The organism is Kitasatospora sp. NE20-6, from assembly GCF_045862635.1.
This window is the reverse complement of record NZ_BPRL01000036.1, coordinates 1-16,934: the sequence shown is the minus strand read 5'-3', so window position 1 is coordinate 16,934 and position 16,934 is coordinate 1. Positions and strand designations below refer to the sequence as shown.

Genomic DNA, 16,934 nt, shown 5'->3' with positions numbered 1-16,934 from the left:
TCTACCTGGTCCCGCGCTCCGCGAGGAAGGCCTCCACCTTGGCCCGCACCTCCGGGGTGTCGAGGCCGCGCACGGTCATGGTGGTGCGGCGGCGCAGCACGTCGTCGACGGTGTACGCCCACTCGTTGTCGGCGGCGTAGGCGACCTGGGCCCACACGTCGGGGCCGTCCGGGTGGACGGGCTCGCCGAGCTGGGGGTTGTCGGCGATGAGGTGGGCGATCTCGAAGGAGAGCGTGCCGTAGTGGCTCGCCAGGTGGCGGGCGACCAGGGGCTCCATGCGGGAGCCGGGCTCGCGGTCGACGAGCAGCCGGTGGGCGACGGCGTTGGGCGCGCCGACGCCGGGCAGCGGCACGGTCGCGGGGAACGGCGACATGTCCTCGGCGAGGCCGGTGCCGGGCACGTGCTTGAGCTTCTCCAGCACGGCGCGGCCGATGTGCCGGTAGGTGGTCCACTTGCCGCCGGCGACGGAGAGCATGCCGCCGCGGCCCTCGGTGACGACGGTCTCGCGCTTGGCGGCGGCGGTGCCGCCGGGGCCGCCGGGCAGCACCCGCAGGCCGGCGAAGGCGTAGGTGATGAGGTCGCGGTCGAGGTGTTCGTCGCGGATGGCGTGCCCGGCCTCGTCCATGATCTGGTCGATGTCGGCCTCGGTGGCGCGGACGTCCGTCGGGTCGCCGGTGTACTCCTCGTCGGTGGTGCCGAGGAGGACGTGGTCCTCCCACGGGATCGCGAAGGAGACGCGGTACTTGTCGATGGGGATGGTGAGCGCGGCGCGCCACGGGGTGCGGCGCTTCACGACGACGTGCGCCCCCTTGGAGAGGCGGATCGAGGGGGCGGCGCCGGCGTCCTCCATGGTCCGCAGGTGGTCGACCCACGGGCCGGTGGCGTTGAGGACGAGGCGGGCGGAGACACCGAACTCGGTGCCGTCCATGCGGTCCTTCAGTTCGGCGCCGCTGACCCGGCCGCCGGTGAAGCGCAGACCGGTGACCTCGGCGTGGTTGAGCACGACGGCGCCGGACTCGACGGCGGCGCGGACGGTCATCACGGCGACCCGGGAGTCGTTCATCTGGTGGTCGCCGTAGACCGCGACGGCCTGCAGGCCCTCGGTGCGCAGGGCCGGCACCTGCTGGGCGGCGTGGGCGGCGGTGGAGACCCGGCCCATGCCGTCGCGGAAGGCGGAGAGGGCGGAGTAGAGGAAGACGCCGGCGCCGAGCTTGGGGGCGCTGTGCGGGCCGCCCTTGTAGACGGGCACGAAGAAGGTCAGCGGGTTGACCAGGTGCGGGGCGACGTCGGTGGCGAGCGCCCGGCGCTCCTTGTGGTTCTCCGCGACCAGCCGGACGGCGCCGGTCTGCAGGTAGCGCAGGCCGCCGTGGACGAGCTTGGAGGACGCGCTGGAGGTGGCGCCGGCGAAGTCGCCGGCGTCGACCATGGCGACCTTCAGCCCGGCCTGGGCCGCCGTCCAGGCGGTGGCGGTGCCGAGGATGCCGCCGCCGATCACCAGCAGGTCGTAGGTGGCCCTGCCGAGGAGCTCGCGGGTCTCGGCGCGGGAGGCGGTGTGGCCGGTGGTGTAGCCGGCGCCCAGGGTCGGGATGGTTGCCATGGTGTGTGTACGGCGGCCCGGTCGGGGGCTGCCGTGTCTCCTCTCGGTGTGCGGTGCGGTCTCGCGGGAGACCGGGTCCGGCCCGGTGCGGGCGGGCCGGGGAACGGGTGAGCCGGCCGGGGCGGTGCCGCCCCGGCCGGCGTACGCGTCAGCCCTGCTCGTCGTCCTCCTCCACCCAGCCCATCGTGCGCTCGACGGCCTTGAGCCACTTCTTGTACTCGCGCTCCCGGGTGGCGCCGTCCATCCGCGGGGTCCATTCGGCGGCGCGGTGCCAGTTGGCCCGCAGGGTGTCGAGGTCGTTCCAGAAGCCGACGGCGAGGCCGGCCGCGTAGGCGGCGCCCAGGGCGGTGGTCTCGGCGACGAACGGGCGCTCGACGGGGGCGTCGAGCACGTCGGCGATGTTCTGCATGAGCAGGTTGTTGGAGGTCATGCCGCCGTCGACCTTGAGGGCGGTGAGCTCGACGCCGGAGTCCTTCTGCATGGCGTCGACGACCTCGCGGGTCTGCCAGGCGGTGGCCTCCAGCACGGCGCGGGCGAGGTGGCCCTTGGTGACGTACCGGGTGAGGCCGGCGATGACGCCGCGGGCGTCGGAGCGCCAGTACGGGGCGAAGAGGCCGGAGAAGGCGGGCACGAAGTAGGCGCCGCCGTTGTCCTCGACGGTGGAGGCGAGGGTCTCGATCTCGGCGGCGGTGGAGATGATGCCGAGCTGGTCGCGCAGCCACTGCACGAGCGAGCCGGTGACGGCGATCGAGCCCTCCAGGGCGTAGACCGGCTTCTGGTCGCCGATCCGGTAGCCGACGGTGGTCAGCAGGCCGTGGTAGGAGTTGACGATCTTCTCGCCGGTGTTGAGCAGCAGGAACGTCCCGGTGCCGTACGTCGACTTGGCCTCGCCCTCGTCGAAGCAGGTCTGCCCGAAGAGGGCGGCCTGCTGGTCGCCGAGCGCGGAGGCGACGGGCACGCCGGCGAGGTCGCCGACGGCGTGGCCGTACACCTCGGCGGAGGAGCGGATCTCCGGGAGGACGGTGAGCGGCACCTCCATCGACTCGGCGATCTTCTCGTCCCACGCCAGGGTGTGGAGGTTCATCAGCATGGTGCGGCTGGCGTTGGTGACGTCGGTGACGTGCCGGCCGCCGTCGACGCCTCCGGTGAGGTTCCAGATGACCCAGGTGTCCATGGTGCCGAAGAGGATGTCGCCGGCCTCGGCGCGCTCGCGCAGGCCCTCGACGTTGTCGAGCAGCCAGCGGATCTTCGGGCCGGCGAAGTAGCTGGCCAGCGGCAGGCCGGTTTCGCGGCGGTAGCGGTCCTGGCCGACGTTGCGGCCGAGCTCGCGGCAGAGCGCCTCGGTGCGGGTGTCCTGCCAGACCAGCGCGTTGTGGACGGGCTTGCCGGTGTGGCGGTCCCACAGCACGGTGGTCTCGCGCTGGTTGGTGATGCCGATCGCCCGGATGTCGTCCCTGGTCAGGCCGGCCTTCTCGAGCGCACCGCGGACGACCGACTGCACGCGGGTCCAGATCTCGGCGGCGTCGTGCTCGACCCAGCCGGGCTGCGGGAAGATCTGCGAGTGCTCCTGCTGGTCGACGGCGACGATCCGGCCGTCCGCGCCGAAGATGATGCAGCGGCTGGACGTCGTGCCCTGGTCGATCGCGGCGATGTAGTTCCCGGTGGGCGCGGTGGTGCCTGAAGTCATGGGGTCCTCGGCTCTGGATGAGGGTTTCAGGGGCGGGCGGTCCTGACCTTGGGTCAGTCCCCGTGCGTGGGTGGCGGGCAAACCAGGGCCCGTCCGGCCCGGAGGATCAGAAGGCGACGTTGTACAGGCCGCCGGCGAGGAGCGCGCCGATGACCGGGCCGGCCACCGGGATCCACGCGTACGACCAGTCGGAGCTGCCCTTGTGGGGGACGGGCAGCAGGCTGTGCACGATGCGCGGGCCGAGGTCGCGGGCCGGGTTGATGGCGTAGCCGGTCGGGCCGCCCAGGGAGAGGCCGATGCCGACGACGGTGAGGGCGACCATCAGGACGCCGGTGCCGGAGAGACCGAGGCCCTTGTTGAGGCCCTGGGTGAGGATGGCCAGGCAGAGCACCAGGGTGCCGATGATCTCGGTGAGGAGGTTCTGCACCGGGTTCCGGATCTCGGGGCCGGTGGAGAAGATGCCGAGGGTGGGGTCCTCGTTGGCCTGGAACTGCCCGAGGTAGGTGACCCACACCAGGACGGCGCCGATGACCGCGCCGAGCATCTGGGAGGCGATGTAGAGCGGCACCTTGCTCCAGTCGCCGGTGTCCGTGGCGATGGCGATGGTGACGGCCGGGTTGAGGTGGGCACCGGACTTGGGGGCCGACATGTAGGCGGCGACGAGGACGGCGAAGCCCCAGCCGAAGGTGATGGCGAGCCATCCGGCGTTGATCGCCTTCGACTTCTTGAGGGTGACCGCGGCGCAGACGCCGCCGCCGAGGAGGATCAGCGCGGCGGTGCCGAGGGTTTCGCCGACGAAGATGTCGCCGTTGGAGAAAGCGGACACAGAGACTCCCTTGTCCTGGTGGCCCGGAGGAGCGGGTGGGGGCAGGTGGGCCGGGCGATCCGTTGCGTGGTGAGCGCGAGGGGAGTGGATCTCCGGCCGCCGTTCGACAATGTCGACCGACATGCGGAAGCTTCCACCGCGCCCGCCCTCCGCGTCAAGGCAGGGTTACGCACTCGTGACGGACGGGTGCACCCCGACACACCCGGCCGGCCGCCGGGTCCGGCACCCCGGGCGAACCCGCCCGAACCCGGGCATGCGAAAGGGCGCGGACAGGCTCTCGCCCGTCCGCGCCCCGCGCGTACCGCCGCCCCAGGGGCGGCCCGTCAGAACCGGCCGGCGCCCAGGTCCCGCGAGATCGCCCGCGCCGCGCTGCGCACCGACGCCACCAGGCCGGGCTTCACGAACCCGTCCTCGGTGACGGTCTCCACCGCCCCGGTCACGCACACCGCGCCGACCGGGTTGCGCCGCCGGTCCTGGATCAGCGCGCCGACCGAGGCCACGCCCTCCCAGGTCTCCTCGACCGAGTCCGCCCAGCCCCGCTCGCGGACCAGCGCGCACTCCGCGTCCACGTCCGCCGGGTCGGTCAGGGTGCGCAGCGTGTACGACTGCAACGGTCCTTCGCCCAGCTCACCGCGGGCGACCGGGTCGTACGCCAGCAGCACCTTGCCCAGTGCGGTGGAGTGCAGCGGCTGCATCGAGCCGACCTCCAGCACCTGCCGGGAGTCGTCGGGGCGGAAGACGTGGTGCACGATCAGCACGCCCCGCTGGTGCAGGACGCCCAGGTACACCGTCTCGCCGCTGGCCCGCGCGAGGTCGTCGGCCCACACCAGGGCGCGGGCGCGCAGCTCGTGCACGTCGAGGTAGCTCTGGCCGAGCCGCAGCAGCTCGGCGCCCAGCTGGTACTTGCCGCTCTCCGGGTCCTGCTCGACGAACCCCTCCTGCTGGAGGGTGCGCAGGATGCCGTGGGCGGTGCCCTTCGCGAGATCCAGGGACGCCGCGACCTCGGAGAGGCCGAGCCGCCGCTCGCCGCCGGCCAGCAAACGCATGATGGCGGCGGCCCGGGAGAGCGACTGGATCGGGCCGGGCATGAGCTACCTCCCCTGACAGGCGGTCGACAATGTCGACCGGAGTGTGAACGCAACGAGTCTGCCAGGCCGACGGCCGGGCGTGCACCTTTCGCATCAGTCCGCACCGTGCACGGCGCGCGCCACATCCGCGATCTCCTGCTCCCCGACCCGGCAGCACCCCCCGACCAGCCGGGCCCCGGCCGCCAGCCAGCCTGCCACCCGTGCCGGACGGAACGCCGGCGCACCCCGCCAGCCGCGGGCGGCGGCGTCCCACCGCTCCCCGCTGTTCGGGTACACCACGACCGGCTTGCCCGTCACCTCCGCCGCCAGGGCGACCGCCCGGTCGGCGTCGGCCGGGGTGCAGCAGTTCACCCCCACCGCCACCACGGCGTCCACGTCCGCCGCCAGGGCGAACGCCTCGGCCAGCGGCTGCCCCGCCCGCGTCCGGTCGCCCGCCGCGCCGAACGACAGCCAGACGGGCACCCCCAGGCCCTCGACCGCGGCCAGCACCGCCTCGGCCTCCACGACGTCGGGGATCGTCTCCACCGCCAGCACGTCCGGCCCCGCGGCCGCCAGCACCTCCAGCCGCGGCCGGTGGAAGCGCTCCAGCGCCGCCCGGCCCAGCCCGTAACGGCCGCGGTACTCCGAACCGTCCGCCAGCACCGCGCCGTACGGGCCCACCGAGGCCGCCACGAACAGCGGGCGCGCGGCCTCGCCCCGCATCGCTGCCTCGCCCTGCGCCGGATCCCCGCCCCGCGCCGGATCCCCGCCCTGCGCCGGATCCTCGCCCCGCCCGCTCGGCCGCGAGCCCGTCGGCCGCGTGCCCGCCGACCGCAGGGCTGCGGCCTCGCGCGCCGCGTCGCGGGCCAGCCGCACGCTCAGCGCCAGCAGCCGCGCGGCCTCGGCCCGGCCCAGCCCGCGGCGGGCGAAGCCCTCGAAGCTCGCCTGGTAGCTCGCCGTGGTCGCGACCTCGGCGCCGGCCAGGAAGTAGCCCAGGTGCGCGGCGGTCACCGCCTGCGGCCGGTCCGCCAGCAGGCGGGCGCTCCACAGGGCGTCGGAGAGGTCGTGGCCGGCGTCCTCCAGCTGGTTGGACAGGCCCCCGTCCAGGACGAGCGGCCCGGCCGCGAGCGCCGCGGCGAAGCTCGGGGGAGTCGTGGTCACGGCGCACCTCCTGGTCTGCGGGCCGGTGCCAGCACTGTAGAGCCGTGCGCGGCGCGCCGGGACGCCAGGGCGGCGGAATTCCGCCCGGTCCCGCGCCGGTCCCGCCCGCCGGCCGCGCCGGTCCCGTGCCTGTTCTGCCCGGCCCCGCCCGGTGGCCGTCCCGGTCCGTGCGGCGCCGGGGCTCGGGGCGGCCGGACCGTGCGAGGTCGAGGTCCACCCGTACGAGTGATCGAAACGCACTGGCGGGCCGTCCGGGGCGTGCGCTACGTTCTTCTCAGGAAGAGAACAACCGGTCGAACGGAGCGAGGTGCGGCATGGCAGCCGATCACGACGACGCGGAGCGCGCCTGGCTGCAGGCGTACGACCCCCGCGCCTACACACCGGTCGCCGTCACCGTCGACGTCGTCGCCCTGACGCTCCGCAGGGGCGAGCTCCACGTACTGCTCGTCGAACGCGGCGAACCTCCCTACCAGGGCAGCTGGGCCCTGCCCGGCGGCTTCCTCCGGGCAGGAGAGGAGGACCTCCTCGGCGCGGCCACCCGCGAACTCGCCGAGGAGACCGGCCTGGAGGGCCGCCTGGAGATCGCCGCCGCGCTCAGCCGCACCCACCTCGAACAGCTCGGCAGCTACGGCTCACCGGACCGCGACCCGCGGATGCACGTGGTGTCCGTCGCCTACCTCGCCTTCGCCCCCGACCTCCCCGACCCGCAGGCAGGCACCGACGCGGCGGCCGCGGCCTGGCACCCGGTCACCACGCTCGACCTGCCCGCCTCCCGGACGGCCGGGCCGCCCGCCGACACCCACGGGGGTGGCGTCGGCGGGCGGCCCGGCACCCGGCTCGCCTTCGACCACGGCGTGATCATCGCCGACGGCCTCGACCGGGCCCGCGCCAAGATCGAGTACAGCCCCCTCGCCACCGCCTTCCTCGGCCACGACTTCACCATCCCCGAGCTGCGCGCCGTCTACGAGGCCGTCTGGGGCGAGCCCCTCCACGCCGGCAACTTCCACCGCAAGGTCCTCTCCGTACCCGGCTTCGTCGAGTCGACCGGCGCCACCACCCCCCGCGGCGGTACCCGCGGCGGCCCCCGCGCCCGCACCTACCACGCGGGCGACGCCCAACTGCTCCACCCGCCGCTGCTGCGGCCCGCCCAGGAGGACGGCATCCGGTGACCGCACCCCGTGCGGCCCGGCCGCCGACCACACCACGGACCTTCACCGAGGCGCTCGCCGCCGTCACCGCCGCCGTCCGGCCCGAGGAACTGTTCACCGGCGATCCCGCCGACGCGGCCCGCCGGTACCGCCGGCTCGCCCGACTCCTCCACCCCGACACCGCGCCGTCCGACCGGCGGGCGGAGGCCGGCGCCGCCTTCGTCGCCCTCGGCCGCCTCTGGGAGCAGCACCACCGCAGCGGCAGCGAGCACGAACTCCGCACCGCACGCCACACCTACCGGCTCGGCCCGGTCACCGCCCACGGCGACATCGCCGTCCTCCGGGCCGCCACCACCGAGCACGACGACCCGGTGCTGCTCAAGATCCCCCGCAGCCCCGCCGACAACGACCTCCTCGAACGCGAGGCAACCGCCCTCACCCGGCTCGCCCGGCACGGCGACCGCCGCTTCCACGCCTACGTCCCCACCCTCGTGGAGAGCTTCGAGCACGAGTCCGCCACCGACCCCACCGACCGCCCGCGCCGGATCAACGTGCTCCGCCGGACCGCCGGAGTCCGCCCCCTCACCGACGTCCTCCTCGCCCACCCCGACGGCCTCGACCCGCGCGACGCCGCCTGGATGTGGCGGCGGCTGCTCGTCGCCCTCGGCCACGCGCACCGCGCCGGCGTCCGCCACGGCGCCGTCCTGCCCGAGCACGTCCTCATCCACCCCGCCGAGCACGGCCTCGTCCTCGTCGACTGGTGCTACGCCACCACCGGCAGCCCCGCCGCCGCCCCCGCCCTGGTCGAGCGCCACCGCGCCCGGTACCCACCCGAGGTCCCCGCCCGCCGCCCCGTCACCGAGGCCACCGACATCCACCTCGCCGCCCGCTGCATCGAGGAGCTCATGGGCCCCAAGGCGCCCAAGCCCCTCCGCGCGTTCGTCGCCGGCTGCACCCTGCCCGCCGAACCCCGAAGGCCGCACGACGCCTGGCGACTCCTCGCCGAGCTCGACGACCTGCTCCACACCCTCTACGGCCCGCGCACCTTCCGGCCGTTCCACCTGCCCGCCACCACCTGAGGAGAACCCATGGGAAGCGGCTCCTGGTCCACCAACGTCTACGACGCGGCCGCGCACTACCGCGCCGGCACCGGCGCCAGCGCCTTCGCCTACAGCGACTCCACCACCCGCGGCTCCCGCTCCACCTGGAAGGCCCACCCCAGCCTCGACCCGCACGGCCTCACCGTCCGTGAGAGCCGCGACTCCGACGAACACCCCGTGTCCCTCGCCGTCGCCGTCCTCTTCGACGTCACCGGCTCCATGCAGACCGTGCCGCGCGTCCTGCAGACCAAGCTCCCCGAGCTCTTCGGCCTGCTCCTGCGCAAGGGCTACACCGAGCACCCGCAGATCCTCTTCGGTGCCGTCGGCGACGCCACCTGCGACCGCGTCCCGCTCCAGCTCGGCCAGTTCGAGTCCGACAACCGCATGGACGACGACCTCGGCAACATCCTGCTGGAGGGCGGCGGCGGCGGGCAGATGACCGAGTCCTACGAACTCGCGATGTACGCCATGGCCCGCCACACCGCGCTGGACTGCCTCGAACGCCGCGGGCGCAAGGGCTACCTCTTCCTCATCGGCGACGAACTGCCCTACGGCAAGGTCAAGGCCCGCGAGGTGCGGGCCGTCCTCGGCGAGGAGATCCCCGAGGACATCCCGCTCCCCGTCCTCGTCGCCGAGCTCCAGCGGCTCTACCACGTGTACTTCATCCTCCCGGCAGGCACCGCGTACGCCGGCAACGCCGAGGTCCTCGGCACCTGGCGCAAGCTGCTCGGCCAGAACGTCATCGAGCTCGACGACCTCGACGCGGTCTGCGAGACCGTCGCACTCACCATCGGCCTGGGGGAGGAGGCCATCGACCTCCAGGAGGGCCTCGCCGACCTCGCCGACCTGGGATCCGGCGCGGTCGCCACCGTCGGCAAGGCCCTCGACGGACTCGCCCGCGCCTCCCGCACGGTCGCCGTCCCGGGCCCCTCCCTGCTCGGCCCCGACGACCGCTCCGCCACCGGCACCACCCGGCTCTGACGGCCCCTCACCATCCGCCGGGGTGCGGGGCCGCCACGGCCTGCACCCCGCCGCACCCCCCGCCGTTACCCCGCCGTCCCCCGACTCCCCCCGCCGCCTGACTACCCCACCGTCCTGCCGCCTGACCCTGCCGTCCCGTCCCGTCGCCGAGAGAGGCAGACCACGCCGTGACCGACCTCCTCCCCGAGAGCCACGTGATCGTCTGCGACCTCGGCTTCGGCGACGCCGGCAAGGGCACCGTCGTCGACTACCTCTGCCGCCGCCCGCCCGGCCCGGACGGGCGACGCCCGGTCCGGACGGTCGTCCGGTACAACGGCGGCGCCCAGGCCGCCCACAACGTCGTCACCGACGACGGCCGCCACCACACCTTCGCCCAGTTCGGCTCAGGCACCCTCGCCGGCGTCCCCACCCACCTCTCCCGCTTCATGCTCGTCGACCCGCTCGCCCTCGCCGCGGAGGCCCACCACCTCACCACCCTCGGCGTCCCCGACCCCTTCGCCCTGCTCACCGTGGACCGCCGCGCCCTCCTCACCACCCCGTACCACGCCGCCGCCAACCGCCTCGGCGAACAGCGCCGCGGCGCAGCCCGCCACGGCTCCTGCGGACTCGGCATCGGCGAGACCGCCCGCTACGCCCTCGACCACCCCGACGACGCCCCGACCGCCGGTGACTGCACCAGCCCCGCGCGGCTCCTCGCCCGCCTCACCCTCCTGCGGGACCGCCTCGCCCACCGGCTCGGCCTCACCCCCGACCGCCTGCCCGCCCCACCGCCCGCCGACTGCGTCGCGGCCTTCGTGGCCTTCGCCACCCGCGTCCGCCTCACCGACGAAACGGCCCTCCCACAGCTCCTCCGGCAAGGGCCCGTGGTCTTCGAGGGGGCCCAGGGCGTCCTGCTCGACGAGCACCACGGCTTCCACCCCTACACCACCTGGTCGACGACCACCTTCGCCAACGCCGAGACCCTGCTGGCCGAGGCCGGCCTCCCGTCCGCCGCCCTCCGGCTCGGCGTGCTGCGCAGCTACACCACCCGCCACGGCCCCGGCCCGCTGCCCACCGAGGACAAGCACCTCGCCGTCCCCGAACCCCACAACGCCACCGGCCCCTGGCAGGGCCCCTTCCGGACCGGCCACTTCGACACCGTCGCCCACCGGTACGCCCTGGCCGTCGCCGGCGGCGCCGACGCCCTCGCCCTGACCCACCTCGACGCCCCCGCCCGCCACCCCGCCCTGCGCCTGTGCGACACGTACGACCTCGACGACGCCCCCCTGCACGCCCTCACCCCCGGACGGCCCGGCGACCTCACCGCACAGGCACAGCTCACCGAGGCCCTGACCCGCGCCCGCCCGGGCCGGCTCACCGACCCCGGCCCTGACCCGCAGGCCTGGTCGGCGGCGATCGCCCACCGTCTCGACACCCCGGTCCTGCTGGAATCGCACGGCCCGACAGCCCGTCGGAAACACCTCCGCCGGGCCCCCGTCGACAGCGTTACCATCCACCCCATGACCACACACGACGCCGACCGCACGTCCTACGGGCCCGGCTCGCACTGCCACTGGTGCGGTGCGCCGTACGCACCCGGCACCACCGGCTGGCCGCGGGCCTGCCCCGGCTGCGCCGAGATCACCTACCGCAACCCGCTGCCCGTGGTGGTCACCCTGCTGCCGGTGACCGCCCCCGAAGCCAACGGCCTGGTGGTCATCCGCCGCACCATCGAGCCCGGCTACGGCGAGCTCGCCCTCCCGGGCGGATACATCGACTACGGCGAGAGCTGGCAGCAGGCCTGCGTCCGCGAGCTCCGCGAGGAGACGGGCATCGAGGCCGACGCCGGCCAGGTCGCCCTGGTCGCCACCGACTCCGACACCTCCGGCGGATTCCTCTGCCTCTTCGGCATGCTCCCGCCCCGGCGCATCGACGAGCTCCCGCCGTCCGTCCCGACCGACGAGACCGAGGGCTGGCAGTTCCTCCCCAACCCCTCCCAGCTGGCCTTCCCCTTCCACACCCGGGTCAGCCACGCCTGGTTCAACGGCGAGTACGCACACCTGGCCTGACCGGCCCGCCCGTACGCGCTCCCGCCCCGGTGCGAGCGGCACCGGGCCCCCGGTCGGCCCGCGGCGCGCCACGGGCCCGGGCCCTGGCGCGCCCGACGATCACATGGCATGGTCTGCTCGTCAGCGACCACTCGGGCGGGCGCCCGCCACAAGCGGCCCCGTCCACCGCCCCCGGCCCCCGGGCGGGGGCGCACCACCCCGGGAGACCACCACCGTGAGCACCCCACCCGCCGACCGGCCGCTCTGGCGACCCGACCCCGCCCGCGCGGCCGCCTCCCGGCTCGTGGCCTTCCAGGCCTGGGCCGCCGAACACCACGGCGCCCCCGCCGCCCCGCTCGCGCCCGTGGCCGACGACAGCGAGGCCGCCGCCCGCTACGCCGCCCTCCACGCCTGGTCGACCGACGACCTCGACCGGTTCTGGACGGCCGTCACCACCTGGTTCGACGTCCGCTTCCGCACCGCCCCCGACGCCGTCCTCGCCGACCCCGCGATGCCGGGCGCCCGCTGGTTCCCCGGAGCCCGCCTCAACTACGCCGAGCACGCCCTGCGCGCGGCCGAGGACCCGAGCCGCGCCGGCCTCCCCGCCGTGCTGCACGTCGACGAGACCACCGACCGGCCCGTCACCCTCACCTGGGCCGAACTCCGCCGCCAGGTCGGCTCGCTCGCGGAGGCCCTCCGCGCGCAGGGCGTCCGCCCCGGCGACCGGGTCGGCGCCTACCTGCCCAACATCCCGCAGGCCGTCGTCGCCCTCCTGGCCACCGCCGCCGTCGGCGCCGTCTGGACCTCCTGCGCCCCCGACTTCGGCGCCCGGAGCGTCCTCGACCGCCTCCAGCAGATCGAGCCCGCCGTCCTCTTCGCCGTCGACGGCTACCGCTACGGGGGCAAGGAGCACGACCGCACCGACGTCGTCGCCGAGCTGCGCCGCGAGCTCCCCACGCTGCGCGCCGTCGTCCACGTCCCCCTGCTCGGCTCCCCGGCCCCCGAGGGCGCGCTCGGCTGGGACGACCTGGTCGCCGCCGACACCGACCCCGTCTTCGAGGCCGTCCCCTTCGACCACCCGCTGTGGGTGCTGTACTCCTCGGGCACCACCGGCCTGCCCAAGGCCATCGTGCAGAGCCAGGGCGGCATCCTCGTCGAGCACCTCAAGCAGGCCGCGCTCCACCTCGACCTCGGCCCCGAGGACCGCTTCCTCTGGTACACCTCCACCGGCTGGATGATGTGGAACTTCCTCGTCGCCGGCCTGCTCGTCGGGTCCACGATCGTCACCTACGACGGCAGCCCCGGGCATCCTGACACCGGCGCCCTCTGGTCCGTCGCGGCCCGCACCGGGGCGACCGTCCTTGGCACGTCCGCCGCCTACGTCATCGCGAGCCGCAAGGCCGGGCTCCACCCGGGCCGCGACCTCGACCTCTCGGCCGTCCGCTGCATCGGCACCACCGGCTCCCCGCTGCCGCCCGACGGCTTCCGGTGGATCTACGACGAGGTGAAGTCCGACGTCTGGCTCGCCTCCGTCAGCGGCGGCACCGACGTCTGCAGCTGCTTCGTCGGCGGCGTCCCCACCCTCCCCGTCCACCTCGGCGAGATCCAGGCCCCCTGCCTGGGCGCCGCCGTCGAGTCCTGGGACGTCCAGGGCCGCCCGCGCGTCGGCGAGGTCGGCGAGCTCGTCGTCACCAAGCCGCTGCCGTCCATGCCGATCGGCTTCTGGAACGACCCGGACGGCACCCGGTACCACGACAGCTACTTCGACATGTACCCCGGCATCTGGCGCCACGGCGACTGGATCACCACGACCGACCGCGGCACCGTCGTCATCCACGGCCGGTCCGACTCCACCCTGAACCGCCAGGGCGTACGGATGGGCTCCTCCGACATCTACGAGGTGGTCGAACGCCTCCCGGAGATCGCGGAGTCCCTGGTCATCGGTGTCGAGGAGGCCGACGGCGGCTACTGGATGCCGCTCTTCGTCGTCCTCGCCCCCGGGGCCGAGCTCGACGACTCCCTGCGCACCCGGGTCCGCACCCGGCTGCGCACCGAGCTCTCCCCGCGCCACGTCCCCGACGAGATCATCGTGGTGGACGGCCTGCCGCACACCCTCACCGGCAAGCGCATCGAGGTGCCGGTCAAGCGCCTGCTCTCCGGCACCCCGCTCGACCGCGCGGTCAACCCGGGCTCCGTCGACAACCTCGACCACCTGCGGTTCTTCGAACGGCTGGGCCGCGAGCGCAGGGCCTGAGCCCCCGGCACCGGGTACGGGTCAGGGGCGCTTCCAACCCCCACGGTGGAAGCGCCCCTGCAGCCCCGGCCCTGCCCGGGGCGTCTACTCGCCCGACAGCACCTGGTGGGCCGCCGCCCTGGCGTCGGCCGCGTTGTCCGCGGCCCTCGCCGCCGCGGCGGCCCGCCGGCACTGTGCGAGCGTGTACTTGGCGAGCGCGGTGCGCACGTACGGGATCGACGCCGTGCCCATGGACAGGCTGGTCACGCCCAGCCCGGCCAGCACACAGGCGAGCAGCGGGTCGGAGGCGGCCTCGCCGCACACGCCGCAGCTCTTGCCGAGCGCCTGCGCGGCCTCCGCCGACACCGCGATCAGGTCGAGCAGCGCGGGCTGCCACGGGTCCTGCAGCCTGGCGAGCGCACCCACCTGCCGGTCGGCCGCGAAGGTGTACTGCGCCAGGTCGTTGGTCCCCAGCGAGACGAACTCGACCTCCTGGAGGATCGACCGCGCGCGCAGCGCCGCCGACGGGATCTCCACCATCGCACCGAACTTCGCCTGCAGACCGGCCTCCCGGCAGGCCTCGGCGAACGCCCGGGCGTCCTGCCGGTCCGCCACCATCGGCGCCATGACCTCCAGGTGCACCGGCAGCCCCTCGGCCGCCTTCGCGAGCGCCCGCAACTGGCCCGACAGCACCTCGGGGTGCTCCAGCAGCGTCCGCAGCCCGCGGACCCCGAGCGCCGGGTTCGGCTCGTCGGCCGGCGTGAGGAAGTCCAGCGGCTTGTCCGCGCCGGCGTCCAGCACCCGCACGACCACCCGGCTCTCCGGGAACGCCTCCAGCACCTTCCGGTACGCCTCGTACTGCTTCTCCTCGCTCGGCGCCTGCGCCGAGTCGTCGAGGAACAGGAACTCCGTACGGAACAGCCCGACGCCCTCGGCACCGGCCGCCAGCGCGGCCGGCAGGTCGGCAGGCCCGCCGATGTTGGCCAGCAGCGGCACCCGGTGCCCGTCCGACGTGCGGCCCGGCCCGGACGACGCGGCGAGGGCGGCCCTGCGCTCCGCCGCCTTCTGCCGGAGCTCCTCCTGCTTCTCCTGCGCCGGATCCACCAGGACCTCGCCGCTGCTCCCGTCGACGGCGACCACGGTGCCCTCGGCCACCTCGGTCGCACCCGGCAGCGCCACGACGGCCGGCACGCCCAGCGCCCGCGCGAGGATCGCGCTGTGGCTGGTGGGCCCGCCCTCCTCCGTCACGAACCCCAGGACGAGCGTCGGGTCGAGCAGCGCGGTGTCCGCCGGCGCGAGGTCGTGCGCGAAGAGCACGTACGGTTCGTCGCTGTCGGGCACACCCGGCATCGGTACGCCGAGCAGCCGCGCCACGATGCGGTTCCGGACGTCGTCGAGGTCGGCGACCCGGCCCGCGAGGTAGTCGCCGGCCGCGGCCAGCAGCGCCCGGTAGGCGGCGAACGCGTCGTAGATGCCGCGCTCGGCACTGCTGCCCACCGTGATCCGGCGGCTGACGTCCGCCATCAGTTCCGGGTCCTGCGCCATCAGGGCCTGGGCCTCCAGCACCGCCTGCGCCTCGCCGCCGGCGAGGTTCCCCCGGGCGATGAGGTCGGCCGCGACCGCGTCCACCGCGGCCTGCGCCCGCGCCTGCTCGTGCGGCGCCTCGTCACTGGGAATCTGGGTGGCGGGCGGCTCCAGGACCGCCGTGCCCATGTGTCGCACCGGGCCGATGGCGACTCCGTGGCTGACCCCTACGCCGCGCAGCATCGCTTCCACGTTCTGACTTTCCTTTCACCCGGCAGGTTCGTGCCGTCCGCAGGGTGCGCGCCGTCCGCAGGCGCGCACCGGTCGATCTCAACTCCAGGTGAACAGCGCGCCACCGGGCGCGACGTCGCCGCTCTCCGCCACGGCGGACAGTGCGTCGGCGGTGGCCTCCAGCGCCACGATCGGGGAGATCGGGGACTTGCCGGCCTGCTCCACCGCCGCCGGGTTCCACCGGATGACCGGCTGGCCCCGCTTGACCTCGTCGCCCTTGGCGACGAGCAGTTCGAAGCCCTCGCCGTTCAGCTGCACGGTGTCGATGCCGAGGTGGGTCAGCACTCCGTGACCGGCGGCGTCCACCACCACGAAGGCGTGCGGGTGCATGGAGACCACGAGGCCGTCCACCGGGGCCACGGCCTCGGTGGGTTCGCGCACCGGATCGATGGCCGTGCCCGGGCCGACCATCGCGCCGGAGAACACGGGGTCGGGCACGTTGGCCAGCCCGACGGCCCGCCCGGCGAGCGGCGAGGTCACAGTGGTCATGGTGGAGCCTCCCAGGTGCGGAGTTGCAGCGTGCGCGGCCGCAGGAGAGCGGCATGGGCATCAGCTGAAGCCTAAATCATGTCAACTTCGGACATACCGGTCCCTGATCACCGGGTGCGCCGAGTGGGGTCAACGCCCACGGCCGGCGCACGGAACCCCTTGCTGTCGGCCGGGGCCCCAGTAACGGCGGGCCCTCGGCGTCTCAAGTGGTCTAGTCCTCTGGTCGATGCGCCGCACTCTACGCCATGCCGCAGGCAGTCGCCGATCCCCTCCGCAGCAGGTCCGGCGCGTCCGCCCGCCGCGGCCCCTCACCCGCCGCCGCACTCCCCTCTACGCCGGACGAGTGACCTGCCCGCGGCCGATTAGGCGCTCGGCCGGGGAACGGCTATCGTTGCTCAGGTCGCCGCGAGGCGCTGGTTAACTCCGCGAGTCGGGAACGAAAAGCTCGGGTTAAGAGCCCGAAAACGTTCTGATAAGCTGGGAACACGAAAGAGCGAAACACCCGGAGGATACGCTGGAAGGCGGTCCGAAGGAAGTGTCCGTTCCTTGAGAACTCAACAGCGTGCCAAAAGTCAACGCCAGATATGTTGACATCCCCGGCCTCGGACTTGTTCCGGGGTTGGAGATTCCTTTTGTAGTACAAAAACACAGCGAGGACGCAGTGCGCGGGACTTCCTATTCCGGGGGTTGCCGTGCCGCTCTGCGCGAGTGTGAACCCGATTACGGGTCATCATTCACGGAGAGTTTGATCCTGGCTCAGGACGAACGCTGGCGGCGTGCTTAACACATGCAAGTCGAACGGT

General features: G+C 74.1%; 12 protein-coding genes, 1 rRNA gene and 1 pseudogene. 7 read left to right on the top strand and 7 right to left on the bottom strand.

The window, feature by feature from the left end:
* Position 1 precedes the first annotated feature (1 nt).
* From SNE206_RS23135 to mmuM, 5 genes are all read right to left on the bottom strand, one after another.
* Complete coding sequence (locus tag SNE206_RS23135; protein WP_407915392.1) at positions 2-1,597, bottom strand: glycerol-3-phosphate dehydrogenase/oxidase; 1,596 nt, start codon at positions 1,595-1,597, stop codon at positions 2-4.
* A gap of 148 nt (positions 1,598-1,745) precedes the next feature.
* A complete protein-coding gene (gene glpK, locus SNE206_RS23130; RefSeq protein ID WP_407915391.1) occupies positions 1,746-3,284 on the bottom strand; it encodes a glycerol kinase GlpK in 1,539 nt (512 codons plus the stop codon).
* Positions 3,285-3,390: 106 nt separating this feature from the next.
* Complete coding sequence (locus SNE206_RS23125) at positions 3,391-4,233, bottom strand: MIP/aquaporin family protein (protein ID WP_407915390.1); 843 nt, start codon at positions 4,231-4,233, stop codon at positions 3,391-3,393.
* Positions 4,234-4,433: 200 nt separating this feature from the next.
* On the bottom strand, positions 4,434-5,198 hold the full coding sequence (locus tag SNE206_RS23120) for an IclR family transcriptional regulator (RefSeq protein ID WP_405014277.1): 765 nt from the start codon (positions 5,196-5,198) through the stop codon (positions 4,434-4,436).
* Positions 5,199-5,291: 93 nt separating this feature from the next.
* Complete coding sequence (mmuM, locus tag SNE206_RS23115) at positions 5,292-6,338, bottom strand: homocysteine S-methyltransferase (protein ID WP_407915389.1); 1,047 nt, start codon at positions 6,336-6,338, stop codon at positions 5,292-5,294.
* A gap of 314 nt (positions 6,339-6,652) precedes the next feature.
* Between mmuM and SNE206_RS23110 the strand changes: the two genes are divergently transcribed.
* The 6 genes and pseudogenes from SNE206_RS23110 (at position 6,653) to SNE206_RS23085 (ending at position 13,848) form a co-directional block, all read left to right on the top strand.
* Positions 6,653-7,507, top strand: coding sequence for an NUDIX hydrolase (locus SNE206_RS23110; protein ID WP_407915388.1), 855 nt, complete (start codon positions 6,653-6,655; stop codon positions 7,505-7,507).
* Positions 7,504-8,565 (top strand): molecular chaperone DnaJ, encoded by a 1,062-nt coding sequence (locus SNE206_RS23105; protein WP_407915387.1) that lies wholly within the window; start codon positions 7,504-7,506, stop codon positions 8,563-8,565. The genes SNE206_RS23110 and SNE206_RS23105 overlap by 4 nt, the downstream gene beginning before the upstream one ends.
* 9 nt (positions 8,566-8,574) lie before the next feature.
* Complete coding sequence (locus SNE206_RS23100) at positions 8,575-9,567, top strand: hypothetical protein (RefSeq protein ID WP_407915386.1); 993 nt, start codon at positions 8,575-8,577, stop codon at positions 9,565-9,567.
* Between the two features lie 167 nt (positions 9,568-9,734).
* Positions 9,735-10,826 (top strand): annotated as a pseudogene (locus tag SNE206_RS23095) (adenylosuccinate synthetase); the annotation flags it as partial.
* 240 nt (positions 10,827-11,066) lie between these two features.
* Positions 11,067-11,615 carry an NUDIX domain-containing protein gene (locus tag SNE206_RS23090; RefSeq protein WP_407915494.1) on the top strand — a complete coding sequence of 183 codons (549 nt, stop codon included), beginning with the start codon at positions 11,067-11,069 and terminating at the stop codon, positions 11,613-11,615.
* Between the two features lie 214 nt (positions 11,616-11,829).
* Positions 11,830-13,848, top strand: coding sequence for an acetoacetate--CoA ligase (locus SNE206_RS23085; RefSeq protein WP_407915385.1), 2,019 nt, complete (start codon positions 11,830-11,832; stop codon positions 13,846-13,848).
* Positions 13,849-13,932: 84 nt separating this feature from the next.
* On the opposite strand, the gene ptsP is transcribed toward SNE206_RS23085, so the two are convergent.
* Entirely contained in the window at positions 13,933-15,603 is a 1,671-nt protein-coding gene (gene ptsP / locus SNE206_RS23080) for a phosphoenolpyruvate--protein phosphotransferase (protein ID WP_407915384.1), read from the bottom strand.
* 78 nt (positions 15,604-15,681) lie between these two features.
* Positions 15,682-16,131, bottom strand: coding sequence for a PTS glucose transporter subunit IIA (locus SNE206_RS23075; RefSeq protein WP_407915383.1), 450 nt, complete (start codon positions 16,129-16,131; stop codon positions 15,682-15,684).
* 733 nt (positions 16,132-16,864) lie between these two features.
* Here SNE206_RS23075 and SNE206_RS23070 point away from each other — a divergent pair.
* Positions 16,865-16,934, top strand: a 16S ribosomal RNA gene (locus SNE206_RS23070); the annotation flags it as partial.